The organism is Streptomyces griseoruber, assembly GCF_001514205.1.
GTDB lineage: Bacteria > Actinomycetota > Actinomycetes > Streptomycetales > Streptomycetaceae > Streptomyces > Streptomyces griseoruber.
The window spans coordinates 293482-306974 of the sequence record NZ_KQ948769.1 but is presented as its reverse complement, the minus strand read 5'-3'; the positions used below and the strand labels follow the sequence as shown (position 1 = coordinate 306974).

At 73.7% G+C, this 13493-nt stretch carries 13 protein-coding genes; 8 read left to right on the top strand and 5 right to left on the bottom strand.

Going from position 1 to position 13493, the window contains the following annotated elements:
* Positions 1-124: 124 nt before the first annotated feature.
* Genes murJ through AQJ64_RS20160 form a run of 5 tightly spaced genes read left to right on the top strand, consistent with a single transcriptional unit; the run spans position 125 to position 5456 of the window.
* Positions 125-1810: a murein biosynthesis integral membrane protein MurJ gene (murJ, locus tag AQJ64_RS20180; RefSeq protein ID WP_425315614.1), complete on the top strand. Its 1686-nt coding sequence runs from the start codon at positions 125-127 to the stop codon at positions 1808-1810.
* Entirely contained in the window at positions 1797-2531 is a 735-nt protein-coding gene (locus AQJ64_RS20175; protein WP_055638833.1) for a polysaccharide deacetylase family protein, read from the top strand. The genes murJ and AQJ64_RS20175 overlap by 14 nt, the downstream gene beginning before the upstream one ends.
* Positions 2528-3697, top strand: a complete 1170-nt coding sequence (locus AQJ64_RS20170) for a glycosyltransferase (RefSeq protein ID WP_059202835.1) — start codon at positions 2528-2530, stop codon at positions 3695-3697. The genes AQJ64_RS20175 and AQJ64_RS20170 overlap by 4 nt, the downstream gene beginning before the upstream one ends.
* Entirely contained in the window at positions 3694-4344 is a 651-nt protein-coding gene (locus tag AQJ64_RS20165; protein WP_059202834.1) for a YveK family protein, read from the top strand. Before AQJ64_RS20170 ends, AQJ64_RS20165 begins: the two co-directional genes overlap by 4 nt.
* Positions 4341-5456 (top strand): GNAT family N-acetyltransferase, encoded by a 1116-nt coding sequence (locus tag AQJ64_RS20160; protein ID WP_059202833.1) that lies wholly within the window; start codon positions 4341-4343, stop codon positions 5454-5456. The genes AQJ64_RS20165 and AQJ64_RS20160 overlap by 4 nt, the downstream gene beginning before the upstream one ends.
* A gap of 25 nt (positions 5457-5481) precedes the next feature.
* On the opposite strand, the gene AQJ64_RS20155 is transcribed toward AQJ64_RS20160, so the two are convergent.
* Positions 5482-6894, bottom strand: coding sequence for a glycoside hydrolase family 26 protein (locus AQJ64_RS20155; RefSeq protein WP_059202832.1), 1413 nt, complete (start codon positions 6892-6894; stop codon positions 5482-5484).
* A gap of 180 nt (positions 6895-7074) precedes the next feature.
* On the opposite strand from AQJ64_RS20155, the gene AQJ64_RS20150 reads away from it, so the two are divergent.
* Positions 7075-8361, top strand: coding sequence for a carboxylate--amine ligase (locus AQJ64_RS20150; protein ID WP_059202831.1), 1287 nt, complete (start codon positions 7075-7077; stop codon positions 8359-8361).
* A gap of 63 nt (positions 8362-8424) precedes the next feature.
* Here AQJ64_RS20150 and AQJ64_RS20145 read toward each other — a convergent pair whose 3' ends face one another.
* From AQJ64_RS20145 to AQJ64_RS20135, 3 genes are all read right to left on the bottom strand, one after another.
* Positions 8425-9483, bottom strand: coding sequence for a putative sodium/potassium/calcium exchanger (locus AQJ64_RS20145; protein ID WP_159060304.1), 1059 nt, complete (start codon positions 9481-9483; stop codon positions 8425-8427).
* Positions 9484-9589: 106 nt separating this feature from the next.
* Entirely contained in the window at positions 9590-9817 is a 228-nt protein-coding gene (locus AQJ64_RS20140) for a chaplin (RefSeq protein ID WP_055637291.1), read from the bottom strand.
* Between the two features lie 185 nt (positions 9818-10002).
* A complete protein-coding gene (locus AQJ64_RS20135) occupies positions 10003-10413 on the bottom strand; it encodes a rodlin (protein WP_055637290.1) in 411 nt (136 codons plus the stop codon).
* A gap of 227 nt (positions 10414-10640) precedes the next feature.
* Between AQJ64_RS20135 and AQJ64_RS20130 the strand changes: the two genes are divergently transcribed.
* On the top strand, positions 10641-11051 hold the full coding sequence (locus AQJ64_RS20130; protein ID WP_055637289.1) for a rodlin: 411 nt from the start codon (positions 10641-10643) through the stop codon (positions 11049-11051).
* Between the two features lie 188 nt (positions 11052-11239).
* Positions 11240-11647, top strand: a complete 408-nt coding sequence (locus tag AQJ64_RS20125) for a rodlin (RefSeq protein ID WP_055637288.1) — start codon at positions 11240-11242, stop codon at positions 11645-11647.
* 188 nt (positions 11648-11835) lie between these two features.
* Here AQJ64_RS20125 and AQJ64_RS20120 read toward each other — a convergent pair whose 3' ends face one another.
* On the bottom strand, positions 11836-13338 hold the full coding sequence (locus AQJ64_RS20120; RefSeq protein ID WP_055637287.1) for a vWA domain-containing protein: 1503 nt from the start codon (positions 13336-13338) through the stop codon (positions 11836-11838).
* Positions 13339-13493 lie beyond the last annotated feature (155 nt).

Below are 13493 nucleotides of genomic sequence, written 5' to 3'. Positions count from 1 at the left end.
GGAAGGCCGGGACGGACCGGGAAGCCGGGACGGACCGGAAGGCCCAAGAGGCCCGGAAAGCCCAGGAGGCCCGGAAGGCCGAGGGAGACCGGGAGCGTGGGGTCGTCGGGGAGGGGTGGGGGCGGTGAGGGTGGTGCCGTTTCGGGCGCCCCGGCAGGTGAGGGGGGTCGACGGGGAGGTGGTCGTGCCGGTGGCGCGGGACGTCGCCCCGGCCGGGGAGCGGTCCGATGACGAAGGGGTCACCGGGCTTCCCCCGGCCTCCGGGGGTTTTCTCGCCAAGGCGGCGCTCGTCACCGCCGTGCTCTCGGTCGCCGGGTCGCTGCTCGGGCTGGTCCGGGACCAGGCGCTGGCGCGGCTGTTCGGGGCGGGCAGCGACACGGACGCCTTCCTCGTCGCCTGGACCGTCCCGGAGTTCGCGGCCACCCTGCTCATCGAGGACGGGCTGGCGTTCGCGCTGATCCCCGCGTTCAGCATGGCGCTGGCCCGCCGCTCCCAGGGCGCCCCCGGTGATCCGGTCCGCGCCCTGGTCGCCGGCACGCTCCCGCGGCTGTCGCTGGCGTTCGTCGCGATCGGCGCCCTGCTCGCCGCAATCGCCCCCCAGCTGGTCGGGGTGCTCGCCCCGGGGCTGCCCGACCCGGCGCTCGCCGTGGACTGCACCCGGCTCACCGCGACCTGTGTGGTGAGTTTCGGGCTCGCCGGGTACTGCAGCGCCGCCCTGCGCGCGCACCGGCGGTTCGTGGCGCCCGCGGCGATCTACGTGGCGTACAACGTCGGCATCGTCACCGGGATGTTCACACTCGGCGGGCGGTGGGGGGTGCGCTCGGCGGCGGCCGGGGTGGCGGTCGGCGGGTTCCTGATGGTCTTCGTACAACTTCCCTCTTTGGTAAGGCAGTTGAGGAAGGGGGCGGCTTCCCGGGAGGCCGCCGGGGAGGAACCCCGGCCGCTGGACACCGCGCTCCTGACCACCGTGCTGCTCTTCGCGCTGTGCCGGCAGTCGCAGGTGCTCATCGAGCGGTTCCTCGCCTCGAACCTGCCCGCCGGGGCGATCTCGCACCTCAACTACGCCCAGAAGGTCGCGCAGATGCCGATGATCCTGTCGGTGATGGTCTGCACGGTCACCTTCCCGGTGGTCGCGCGGGCGCTGGCCGAGGGGGACACCGAGCGGGCCCGGACCCGGGTGGAGCGGGATCTGTCGCTGGCCGCGTGCATCGTGCTGCTCGGCACCGCCGCCGTGGTGGCCTGCGCCCCGCAGATCATCGAGATCCTCTTCCAGCGGGGCGCGTTCACCGCCCAGGACACCGCGGCCACGGCCGGGGTGATGCGGGTGTACGCGCTGGGGCTGCTCGGCCAGACCCTCACCGGCGTCCTCGTCCGCTCCTACTTCTCGGGCGGCCGCGGCCGCTGGTACCCGGTCGGCGCGATGGCCATCGGCATCGCGGTGACCTCCGGTGTCGGCGCGCTGTGCGTCGGCCCCTGGGGGGTGTACGGGATCGCCGTCGCCAACGCGGCCGGCATCACCGTCACCGCGACGGTCCTGCTCGCCGGGACGGGCCCCCGCAGCGTCCCGCTGCGCACCCGGGCCGTGCTGCTCGAACTCGGCCGCCCGGTGCTCGCCGCACTGTTCGCGACCGTGGCGGGGATCCTCGTCGCCGCCCGCTGCACGGGCACCCTCACGGGGCTGGTCGCCGGGGGGCTCACCGTGACCGCCGTCTTCGTCCTGCTGGGCCGGGCCCTGGGCGTCCAGGGCATCGCCCGCGCACTCCGTTCCGTACGTTCCGCGACCCGGAGGCTCGCCCATGGCCGCTCCTGACACCACCAGACGCAGCTCCGTCCCCTGGGTGGCGATGTACCACTCGGTGACCGAGGACCGCGCCGACGACCCGTACCGCGTCACCATCACGCCCGAGCGGCTGGACCGGCAGCTCGCCTGGCTGGTCCGGCGGGGCCTCAGGGGCGTCTCCATGGCCGAGCTGCTCGCCGCGCCCGCCCCCGGCGGACTCGTCGGCCTGACCTTCGACGACGGGTACGCCGACTTCGTCACCCACGCCCTGCCCGTCCTGCGCCGCCACGGCTGCACGGCCACCCTGTTCGTGCTGCCCGGCCGGCTCGGCGGCGACAACGCCTGGGACCCGCTCGGCCCGCGCAAACCGCTGCTCACCGCCGACGGCATCCGGCAGGCCGCCGCCGAGGGCGTCGAGATCGGCTCGCACGGCCTCACCCACCTCGACCTCACCCGCGCCGACGACCTCACCCTGAAGGCGGAGACCGCCGACAGCCGCAGCGCCCTCGCCGCACTGCTGGGCACGGCACCCGCCGGCTTCTGCTACCCCTACGGCACGATCGACCGGCGGGCCGTGGACGCCGTACGGGACGCCGGATACACCTACGCCTGCGCGATCGACCCCGGCCCGCTCACCGGCCCGTACGCCTTCCCGCGCGTCCACGTCGGCCAGAACGACACCTCCGCGCGCCTCTTCCTCAAGTACCGGCTGCACCCGCTGCGCCGCCGCCGGGTCGAGGCGCCGCGGTGAGGGTCCTGCACATCATCACCGGCCTCGGCGTGGGCGGCGCCGAGCAGCAACTGCGGCTGCTGCTGCCGCATCTGCCCGCCGACTGCGAGGTCGTGACGCTGACGAACCCGGGCGCGGTCGCCGAGGGGCTGCGGGCCGACGGGGTGCGGGTCGTCGACCTCGGGATGCGCGGCAACCGCGACCTGGCCGCGCTGCCCCGCCTGGTGCGGATCATCCGGGCCGGCCGCTACGACCTCGTCCACACCCATCTCTACCGGGCCTGCGTCTACGGCCGCCCGGCCGCCCGGCTCGCCGGGGTGCGGGCGGTCGTCGCCACCGAACACTCCCTGGGCGGGACTCAGCTGGAGGGCCGACGGCTGACCGCCGGGGTCCGGGCGCTCTATCTCGCCGGTGAGCGGCTCGGCCGCGCCACGGTCGCGGTCTCCCCCGCGGTCGCCGGACGGCTGCGCGCCTGGGGCGTGGCGAACGCTCGGATCGCGGTGGTGCCCAACGGCATCGACCTGGCCCGCTTCCGCTTCGACGCGGCCGCCCGCGACCGGGCCCGCCGGCAGCTCGGCCTGCCGCCGGACGCGTACGTCGTCGGCGGCATCGGCCGGCTGGCCGCGGGCAAACGCTTCGACATCGCCGTCCGCGCCCTCGCCCGGCTGCCCGCCGACTGCCGGCTGCTGCTGGTCGGCGGCGGCCCGGAGGAGGACGCGCTGCGCCGCCTCGCCCAGGAGGCGGGGGTCGCCGACCGTGTCCTGCTCACCGGCGAACGCCCCTACGTCCCCGACGGGACCCCGGGGCCCGATCTGCCGTCCCTGGTCTGCGCGATGGACGTGCTCGTCTCCCCGTCCCCCGAGGAGACCTTCGGGCTCGCGGTGGTCGAGGCGCTGGCCTGCGGACTCCCCGTGCGCTACGCCTCCTGCCCCGCCCTCGACGGTCTCACCGCCCCCGGCGCCCTCCGGGTCACCGGCGGCACCGAGGCGTTCGTCCGCGCGCTCACCGAGGCCCGCGCCGCTCCCCCCGGCCCGCGCACCGCGCCCGACGCGGCCCACCGCTACGACATCGCCCGCAGCGCCGGCCGGCTCATGGACGTGTACACCGCCGCCGTCACCGGACGGCCCCTGCCGGCCCCCGCCTCCTCCGCCGCTTCCCCGACACCCCAGGGAGTCAGTTCCGCATGACCGCGCATCCCCGCCGCCGCCCCTCCGCCCTCCGCCGCGCCAGGACGCTCCCGCCGTGGTCCCTGCTGGCCGCCGCGGTCGTCACCGGCGGTCTGGCCGGCGGCGCGTACGGGGCCCTCACCCCGCCCGTGTACACGGCCACCGCCTATGTCGTCGCCGTTCCCACCGAGAAGTCCGACCCGGCGTCCGCACTCGGCTTCGCGCAGGCCTACGGGCGGGTCGCGACCCAGCTCGCGGTGCTCGGGGACGCCGAGACGGCGGCGGGGGTGCCGGCCCGCACCTTGCAGCGCCAGGTGACGACGGCGACCTCGCCGGACGCCCCGCTGGTCTCCATCACGGCCACCGCCCCGCGCGCCGCGCTGGCCGCCGACATGGCCAACGCGGTGTCCCGCTCGCTGACCGAGCACGCGCTGAGCACCCGGAAGACCACCAACGTCGAACTCCAGCAGTTCGCCCGCGCGGTCGAGCCCACCGACCCGTCCTCGCCGTCCCCGGTGCTGACCTCCCTCGTGGGGGCGAGCGCGGGCGGGCTGCTCGGGGGGCTGGTGCTGCTGGTACGGCCGCGACGGGAGCGGGAGACACCGGACGCCCCGACCGCCGTACCGGCCCCGGCCGCGCGCGACGACGTATTCCATGGAGCGCTGTGAAACCGCCGTACGCCACCGGACTCATCACCGACGAGCGGGACTTCGCCGGGCTCGCGCCCGCCTGGGACCGTCTCTACCGGCGGTGCGCGACGGCGACCCCGTTCCAGAGCCACGCCTGGCTGCACTCCTGGTGGCTGTCGTACGGCACGCCCGGCCGGCTGCGCCTGCTCGTGGTCCGCGACGGAGCCGAACTCGTCGCCGTCGCCCCGCTGATGGCCGTCCGCCGCCCGGTGCCCGCGCTGGTCCCGCTCGGCGGGGCGATCTCCGACTACGCGGACGTCCTCGTCGACGACGGCCACGGCGAGCGGGCCGTCACCGCGCTCACCGAAGCCCTCGCGGCGGCCGCCCGCACGGCTCTCATCGACTTCCGCGAGGTACGGCCGGGCGGCGCGGTCGAACAGGTCTACGAGCGCTGGCGCGGCCCGCGTCGGCGGGTGGGCGACTCGATGTGCCTGGAGCTGCCGGCCCTCCCCATGGACGAGCTGGTCGCCCGGCTGCCGTCGGCGAAGGCCCAGCGGGTGCGGGCCAAGCTGCGCAAGCTGACCGCGCTGGGCGTGGAGCGGCACGCGGTACGGCCCGACGAGGTGGACGCGGCGCTGCACCGGCTCCTCGATCTGCACCGGTTGCAGTGGCAGGGCCGCAAGGTGACCGGCGAGCATCTGCGGCCGCGCTTCTGCGAGCACCTGGTGCGCTCGGTCGGCCCGATGGTGCGCTCGGGAAACGCGGTGGTCACCGAGTTCCGGCTGGACGACGACGTGGTGGCCGTCGACCTGACCCTGCTGTCGCACCGGCTGGCGGGCGGGTACCTCTACGGCGCCCATCCCCGGCTGCGGGAGCGCAAGGCGGACGTGGCGGTGATGCTGCTCGACGCGTGCGCCGAGCACACCCGGGACGGGGGGCGGGCCGCGCTGAGCCTGCTGCGCGGCGACGAGCCGTACAAGCATCACTGGCGGCCCGAACCGGTCGTCAACCAGCGGCTGCTGCTGGCCCGGCGGCGGACCGCCCCGCTGCTGTCGGCGGTCGTCTGCGACGTGGCCGCCCGCCGGCGGGGCAAGGAACTGCTGCTGCGCTGGGAGCGGCGGAAGGAGCACGCCGGTGACGGGGGGACCTGACGGGGTCCCGCCCGCCCCGGTGGCCTCAGCGGGCGGGCGACCACCAGCCGAGCCGCAGACAGAGCCGGCCGCCGAGCCGGCTCTCGAGCCAGTTCCCGAGGGCGATCGGCGTGCAGTGGTCCGGGCGCTGGGGGGCCGTGGGCGCCGTCGGGGTCACGGGGTCCGAAAGGAGGGAGCGGTAGACCGCGGACGCCCGCGGGTTCCCGCGGCACTGCCACACCCCGTGCGGGCAGTAGTCGGTCAGTGTGTTGTAGAGGGCTCCGTGCCGGTCCATCCAGTCGAGCATGCGGCGCATGTACTCCGCGTTGTCGCCGTTGCGGAACAGTCCCCATTCGGGATACGAGACGGGCTTGCCGTGGGCCCGGGCGAAGTCGACGTGCTCCTGGAGGCCGAGCGGTTCGGACACCTGCTCGTCGAAGGAGAGTCCGCTCGGCTGGTCGTAGGCGTCCATGCCGATGATGTCGACCGTGTCGTCCCCGGGATAGCACTCCGTCCACGGCACGGCGTCCCTGCCCCGGGTGGGCGCGAAGTCGAACCGGAACCGCTGGCCCGGCACCGCGCGCATGGCGGTGACGATCCGGTTCCAGTACGCCTTCCAGGCCTCCGGGTCCGGGCCGCAGCGGTGGGTGTACGTGGTGCCGTTCATCTCCCAGCCGAGCACGATCACGGTGTCCGGCACCCCGAGCCCGACCAGCCGCTCGGCGAGGGCGCGGAAGTGGTGGTCGAACTCCCCGGACGCGCCCCGCTGGAGCAGATCGCGCACCTCGGGATCGGCGACGCCCTCCTCGTTGCGCTCCAGCATGGGCACGTTGAGGACGAGCATCCGGTCGTCCTTCTCCCGCCGCCAGTCGGCCCATACGTCGAGGAAGCCGGGCAGGCCCTCGATGTTCGACCACTGATCACCCGGCAGATAGGTGTGCCCGACCCGCAGCTCGGCCCCGCCCAGCCAGGCACTGAGCCGGGCGATCCGGGCCACCCCCCGTGCACCGAAGTCGAGGTAGGCACCGAAGGCGGGGGCGGGGGCGGTCGAAGGGACGGGGGTGGGCGTGGGCGTGAGGGTGGGGGCGGTCGGCGGGGACGGAGTCGGGGCGGCGGGGGGTGTGGACTCGGTGGCCGTCGGGTCGGGGGCCGAGTCGGGGATCGTCGGGTCGGGGGGCGCGGTGTCCGGGGTCGGGGCGGCGGGAGTCGGGGTGTCCGGGGTCGGGGCGGCGGGAGTCGGGGTGTCCGGGGTCGGGGCGGCGGGGGGTGCCGGCTGGGTGCCGGGGTCCTGTGGGGGTGCCGCCTGTGGGATCTGCGCCGGCGTCGCGTTCGGCACCGGGGCGGGGTCGGCGACGGCGGGTCCGGGCCCGGACGCCAGGACCACCGACACCGCGGCCGCCGCCGTGGCGACGGCGAAGACCGGCCGCCGGGACCGGGTGCGTCGCTGTTGTGAGGCCATGCCGGCTCCCTCCTCACTTTCACGGTGTCAACGGAGCATGAATCCGGGCGGGGGATGAAATTGCACTACTGATACGTAGCCATATGAAAGTCACACAAAAGGATGTGCCGCCACCGCCGTTACGGCTTTCGGGTGCCCTGCTCGACCGAACCGGTGATCCGGCCCCACCACAGGAGCGCAATGCCCGTGTCGCTGCTCGACACCCGCGTCCCCGCCGTACTGCTGCGGATCGACCGGAACCCCTTTCACCACGGAACCCTCGGCGCCGTACGCTCGCTCGGCCGGGCCGGGATCGAGGTGCACGTGGTCGCCGACGCGACGGGAAGCCCCGTGAGCAGATCCCGTTTCGTACGCCAGCTGCATCCCCCGCCGCCGCCCGGCGCCGCGCCCGCCGACATCGCCGCCGCCCTGCTGCGCGTGGCCGCCCGCATCGAACGGCCCGCCGTACTGATCCCCATGGACGACGCGGGCGCGGTCGCCGTGGCCCGGCTGCGCGAGGAGCTGGCGGCCGCCTATCTGCTGCCGCAGCAGCCCGGCGCGCTGCCCGAACAGGTCGCGGACAAGGCCGAGTTGGCCGCACTGTGCGCCGCGGCGGACGTACCGCACCCCGAGACGGCCGTCCCCGACAGCGCCGAAGGGGCCGTCTGCGCCGCGGGGCGCCTCGGGCTGCCGCTGGTGGCGAAGTGGAGCCGGCCCTGGCTGCTGCCGGCCGGCAGCGGACTGCGCAGCACGGTCGTCGTGCGCTCCGCCCATGACGCGCGCGAGCTGTATCTGCGCACCGAGGAAGCCGGCAGCCGGCTGCTGCTCCAGGCCTTCCTCCCGCCGGGCCCGGACCGGGACTGGTTCTTCCACGGGTACGCCGACCGCCGCGGCACGCTGCGCGGCGGCGGGACGGGGCGCAAGCTGTGCGCCTGGCCACGCGGGGCCGGGCTGACGGCGGTGGGTGAGTGGACCGAGAACCCGCAGGTCGGCACGCTCGCCGAACGGCTCGTCGACACGCTCGGCTACCGGGGCGTCCTCGACCTGGACTTCCGCAGGTGCGGCCGTACCGGCGCCTATCACCTGCTCGACTTCAACCCCCGTCCCGGCGCGCAGTTCCGGCTCTTCGCCGACGCCGCCGGACTGGACGTCGTACGCGCCCAGCACCTGGATCTGACCCACCGTCCGCTGCCGGCCGGGGAGCCGCTGCCGGGGCGGACCTTCGTGGTCGAGAACTACGCACCGCTCGCCGCGCTGCGTCCGGCCCCGCAGGGCCGTGAACTGGCCTGGTACGCCGGGGACGACCCCGCCCCCGGACGGGCGATGCGGCGGCTGTGGTGCGCCCATGTCACCCGGCGTCTGCGGGACCGCCTTCCCCGCTCCGCCCCACCGGGACCCCGCGCCGCCGCCCTGCTCGGCCGGGTCCCCGCACCCGCGCCACCGCCCCCGGCGGAACAGACGGACGACGAGAAGGCGGGCAGCCGCTGACGGGCCGTACGGGATCCGTGCGGCGCGGGTGCCGGGCGCGAGGGCGTCCGGCACCCGGCGCGGTCACCGGCGGGAGGCGGTCCGGCCTCGCCGGTACAGGATGGCGCCGCCCGCGATCAGCGCGGCGCTGACACCCGTGGCCGCCAGCATCGCCTCACTGCCGGTGTGGGACAGCTCCGGCGGCTTGTGGGGCGGGTAGGTGTGCTCCGGCGGGGTGGTGTGCGGGGGGTGGGTGTGCGGCGGGTAGCCGTGGGTCGGCGGCTTGGTGTACGGGGGCTTCGTGTGCGGGGGCTTGGTGTGCGGCGGGTGCGAGCCGTGGCTGGAGTCGTCGTGCCCGTTCCCGTAGTCGGAGCCCCCGTTGCCGTGGTCGCCGTAACCGGAGCCGTCGTGACTGGGCTTGCCGTGGCCGGGCTTGCCGTGCTCGTCGTGGCCGGGCTTCTCGTGACCGGGCTTGCCGTGCTCGTCGTGGCCGGGCTTCTCGTGGCCGGGCTTGCCGTGCTCGTCGTGGCCGGGCTTCTCGTGGCCGGGCTTCTCGTGGCCGGGCTTGCCGTGCTCGTCGTGACCGGGCTTCTCGTGACCGGGCTTGCCGTGGCCGGGCTTGCCGTGCTCGTCGTGACCGGGCTTCTCGTGACCGGGCTTGCCGTGGCCGGGCTTGCCGTGTTCGTCGTGGCCGGGCTTCTCGTGGTCGGGCTTGCCGTGGTCGTCGTGGCCCGGCTTCTCATGGCCACCCTGGCTCGGGCTCTCGTGACCGCCGTAGCCAGGCTTCTCGTAACCCGGCTTCTCATGGCCCGGCTTCTCGTAACCCGGCTTCTCATGGCCCGGCTTCTCGTAACCCGGCTTCTCATGGCCGCCGTGGCCGGGCTTCTCGGAGCTGCCGTAGCCGGAGTCCTCGTCGCCGTAGCCCCGGTGGGCGGAGTCCTGGTCGCCGGACGACGACGTGTCGTGGGTGTGGCTCGTGGGCTCGGCCGCCTGGGGCGCGTCGGGGCTGCTCGACACCACGCCCGGCGCACTCGTGGCCGTACCGTCCTCGTACGTGTCCGCGACGGCGGCGCCTCCGCCCAGGTACAGGATGCTCGTCGCGGCGGCGGCCGCGACCATCCCCTTTCTCAGGGTCTGTCGCACTCTCGTTGTCTTCCTGCTCGAAGAAGTGGGAAAGCCGGTCCCGGAACGCGTGGAAGCTGTCCCGGGACCGGCCTCGGCCCAGCCCGAGGGCTGGGGTGGCGTGGCGTCAGCCGTTGCTGCAGTGGTTGCCGAAGGCCGGGTTCACAAGCCCGATCACGCTGATCGTGTTGCCGCACACATTGGCGTTCACATCGATCGGGATCTGGACCACGTTCCCGGACAGGAAGCCCGGGGAGTTGGCGGCGACACCGGTGGTCTCGTTGTCGGCGAACGCCGGAGTGGCGGCGCCCAGGGCCAGAACCAGGCCCGCGACGACAGCGGCACTCTTCTTCATGAGTTTTCCCTTCTCTGCGGCCATGCCTCGTTGACGGTCGGAACCGACAGGCTGCACACGAGAGATTGACGGCGGGGGAAAGCGACGAACGCGTACGGTCGTGGTATTCACTCGAATGTCTTCATATAAAAAGCCGGACGGCCCGCACCGATGTGCGGGCCGTCCGGGACGGGCGGTGCCGGCCGTCAGCCGTTCTGCACGCCGTTGCCCGAGAGCGCGGAGATGTCGTCCAGGATGTGCGACGCCGGCTCGTCACCCTTGGCCTGGGTGGAGTTCTCGGCGCACTGCTGGTTCTGCTGCGCCGACAGGATCGGGATGTCCTGGGCGGCGATGCCGGCGACGACACCGAACCCGATGGCGTTGAGCTTGGCCGGCAGACCGACACACAGCTTGTTCACGGAGCTCTGGACCAGGGTGGCCTGCGGGCTCATGTCGCCCTTGGTCACCGAGTTGCCGAACGCCTCGCGCGCGCCGTTGCCGCTGGCGGAGGTGGTACCGGCATCGTCGCCGATGGCAAGCGCCTGAGGCGCGACCGCCGCCGACGCACCCACGACGGAAGCGGCGACCGCCGCCACGGCCATTGCCTTCTTCAGCATTTCGCTTTCCTTTCCCTGCCCTGGCTCCGGCGCCAAGACCATGTGTCTGCGCCCGACTCAACCAGGGGCGCCGGGAATGGTTGCGGCCCTTCACTCAATAGGAGTTCCCTCGCCGGTCCATTCCTCAGAGAAATAGGCCGTCGGAGTGAAGGGCAGCAACCAAACACGGCGGGGGCAGTTGATCAGATCGCTCCGATGGCCGGGGTTTCTCCAGAAGGGACTAGCAAGTGATCAAGAAGGTACTGGCCACCGCCGCGGTCGCCGCTTCCGTCGTCGGCGTCTCCGCCGCCGCCGCGGCTCCGGCGCTCGCCATCGGCAACGACAGCGGCACGACCTCCGCCAGCGGCAACGGCGCCAGCCAGTCGTTCGGCAACTCGGCCACCTTCGGCAACATGAGCCCTCAGATGGCGCTCATCCAGGGGTCCCTCAACAAGCCCTGCATCGGGCTGCCCGCCAAGCTCAACCTCGGCGGAATCGGCGGCGTCGCCGGTATCGCCGTCCAGGACGTCCCGATCCTGTCGGCGCCGCAGAACCAGCAGTGTGTCGAGAACTCCACCCAGGCCAAGGGCGACGAGCCGCTGTCGCACATCCTGGACGACATCTCGCTGCTCGCCGGCAACGGCGCGGCCAACCACTGACGTTCCACCACGACAGCGGGTCGCCGAGCATCGGCGGCCCGCTGTTCCGCATCCGGGTGAGGAGCGCACGGTCCCGATGTCCGTCGCGCTGCTCCAAACGGGGCAAAGTGCGCAACATTCCCCGGGGATGACGCGTTGACGATCACGCAGCTCCTCCCCCGGAGTCCGCTTTTCGAAAGGGAAAGATCATGAAGAAGCTGTGGGCAACCGCGGCCGTCGCCGCGTCCCTGGCCGGTGTCGCGGTCGCCTCCGCGCCGCAGGCCCTGGCCATCGGCGACGACAGCGGCACCACCTCCGCCAGCGGCAACGGTGCCTCGCAGGAGTTCGGCAACTCGGCCACGTTCGGCGACATGAGCCCGCAGCTCTCGCTGATCCAGGGTTCCCTGAACAAGCCGTGTGTGGGCCTGCCGCTCAAGGGCAACATCGGCGGGGCCGCCCTGGGTCTGGGCGTGGCCCTGCAGGACATCCCGATCCTCTCCGCCCCCCAGAACCAGCAGTGCGTCGAGAACTCCACCCAGGCCAAGGGCGACGAGCCGCTGTCGCACATCCTGGACGACATCTCGGCCCTGTCGGGCAACGGCGCCCAGAACGGCTGAACTTCGGCCTGACGTACCCCACGGCGGGTCACCGGTTCTCCGGTGGCCCGCCGTTCGTGTGCCTCACTTGAGGACCTCGGCGGTACGGACGGCGGTGCCGGGGCGGGGCTTCGGCCGATGGTGCGTTCGCCGGGTGGCCGGTTCACCCAGTCGGGTGATGCGGGCGACCCTGCACCCGTGGGGAAAATTCAACGCCCGCCGTCCAGGCCGCCGATGCGGTCGGCCTCGTCGATGGCCCGGGCCAGGCGGCGTACGTCCTGGTCCTCGGTGCTGTCCGCCAGGGCGTGGGCGCGGTCGGCGAGTTCGGCGAGGGACGGGGTGGCCGGCAGGGGGGTTCCGGTGTGGCGGAGGGTGTCGGCGAAGTAGGCGGCCGTCGCCGTGACCTGGAAGCGGGCGGGGGCCGTGGACAGCGAGTCGTGGAGGGCGTCGGCCGTCAGGCTGCCGGTGTCCTCGTGCGGGGTGCGGGTGTCGGGGTCGAGCCAGTGGACGGTGGCGGTGGCGAGGCGGCCCTCGGCGCCGGGCCGGGTGCGCACGGCGTAGAGGGCGGTGACGGTGTGGCCGGGGCCGACCTCGCCGCCGTCGACCCGGTCGTCGCGGAAGTCCTCGTCGGCGACCGCGCGGTCCTCGTAGCCGACGAGCCGGAAGTCGGTGACAGTGTCGGGGTCGAAGGCGACCTGGGCCTTGGCGTCGCGGGCGGTCAGTTCGATGTTCTGCGGGAGGTCGTCGCAGAACACCTCGCGGGCCTCCTCCTCGTCGGAGACGTAGACGGTGTGGCCGTCGCCCCGGTCGGCCAGTTGTTCCATGAGGGCGTCGCCGTAGTCGCTGCCGACGCCGACGCCGAACAGGGTGATGCCGTGCTCGCGGCGGTCGGTGCCGATGCGTTCCAGGATCGCGTCGGCGTCGGTGTCGCCGGTGTTGGCGAGGGCGTCGGAGACCAGGACGACCCGGTTGGTGGCGCCCTTGCGCAGGCCCTGCACGGCAGTGTCGTAGCCGGTCGCGACGCCGGCGCCGAGGTTGGTGGAGTCGTCGGGCCTCAGCCGGTCGACGGCGTCGTGGACGCGGGCGCGGTGGTCGCCGAGGCGGGTCATCGGCAGGACGGTCTCGGCGTCGGCGCTGAAGGTGACGATCGCGACGGAGTCGTCGTCGCGCAGCCGGTCGGTCATCGTGTCCAGGGAGTGCCGGGCGAGGTCCAGCCGGCCCGGTTCGCCCATCGAGCCGGAGACGTCCACGACGAAGGTGAGGGCGGCGGGCGGGCGTGCGCTCTCGTTGTCGGCAGCGCGCGTGGCGAGGCCCACGCGGACCAGGGACCAGTCGTCGTCGCCGGTGCGGGCGCCGTCCACGGTGACCGAGAAGCCGTTGCCGTCGGGGCGGTCGTAGTCCTGGCGGAAGCTGTTGACGAACTCCTCGGGGCGGACCGTGGACGGGTCGGGCAGCTCACCGTCGGCGAGGGTGCGGCGGGCGTAACCGTAGGAGGCGGTGTCGACGTCGAGGGCGAAGGTGGAGAGGTGGTCGGGGGCGGCCCCGTCGCCGTCCACCTCGGTGGCGGGTGCGCTCGGTGCCGGGAAGGCGTCGCCGCGGGCCGCCCCGTCGGAGGCCTTGCTGCCCGAGGAGTCGCCCGCGCCGCAGCCGGTGAGGAGGAGTGCGGTGGCCGCCGTGCAGGCGAGGAGTGCTGGTATGCGATGCGTTTTCATGTGCCGGGCCCCCTGTGTCCGTCGATGTCTGTGACTGTGACGGGACAGGGGGCCGGAACGTGCGGCACGGGGTGTTGCGGGTCCGTCTCGAACAGGGCACGCCCGCGGCACGCCGAGACCGGTCGGAGACCCTCCGTTGACCCAGTGCCGCGGCA

Coding starts and splice junctions, on each gene's coding strand:
- AQJ64_RS20175 (WP_055638833.1), top strand. CDS start 1,797: ATGGCCGCTCCTGACACCACCAGACGCAGCTCCGTCCCCTGGGTGGCG.
- AQJ64_RS20165 (WP_059202834.1), top strand. CDS start 3,694: ATGACCGCGCATCCCCGCCGCCGCCCCTCCGCCCTCCGCCGCGCCAGG.
- AQJ64_RS20155 (WP_059202832.1), bottom strand. CDS start 6,894: ATGGCCTCACAACAGCGACGCACCCGGTCCCGGCGGCCGGTCTTCGCC.
- AQJ64_RS20150 (WP_059202831.1), top strand. CDS start 7,075: ATGCCCGTGTCGCTGCTCGACACCCGCGTCCCCGCCGTACTGCTGCGG.
- AQJ64_RS20140 (WP_055637291.1), bottom strand. CDS start 9,817: ATGAAGAAGAGTGCCGCTGTCGTCGCGGGCCTGGTTCTGGCCCTGGGC.
- AQJ64_RS20135 (WP_055637290.1), bottom strand. CDS start 10,413: ATGCTGAAGAAGGCAATGGCCGTGGCGGCGGTCGCCGCTTCCGTCGTG.
- AQJ64_RS20125 (WP_055637288.1), top strand. CDS start 11,240: ATGAAGAAGCTGTGGGCAACCGCGGCCGTCGCCGCGTCCCTGGCCGGT.
- AQJ64_RS20120 (WP_055637287.1), bottom strand. CDS start 13,338: ATGAAAACGCATCGCATACCAGCACTCCTCGCCTGCACGGCGGCCACC.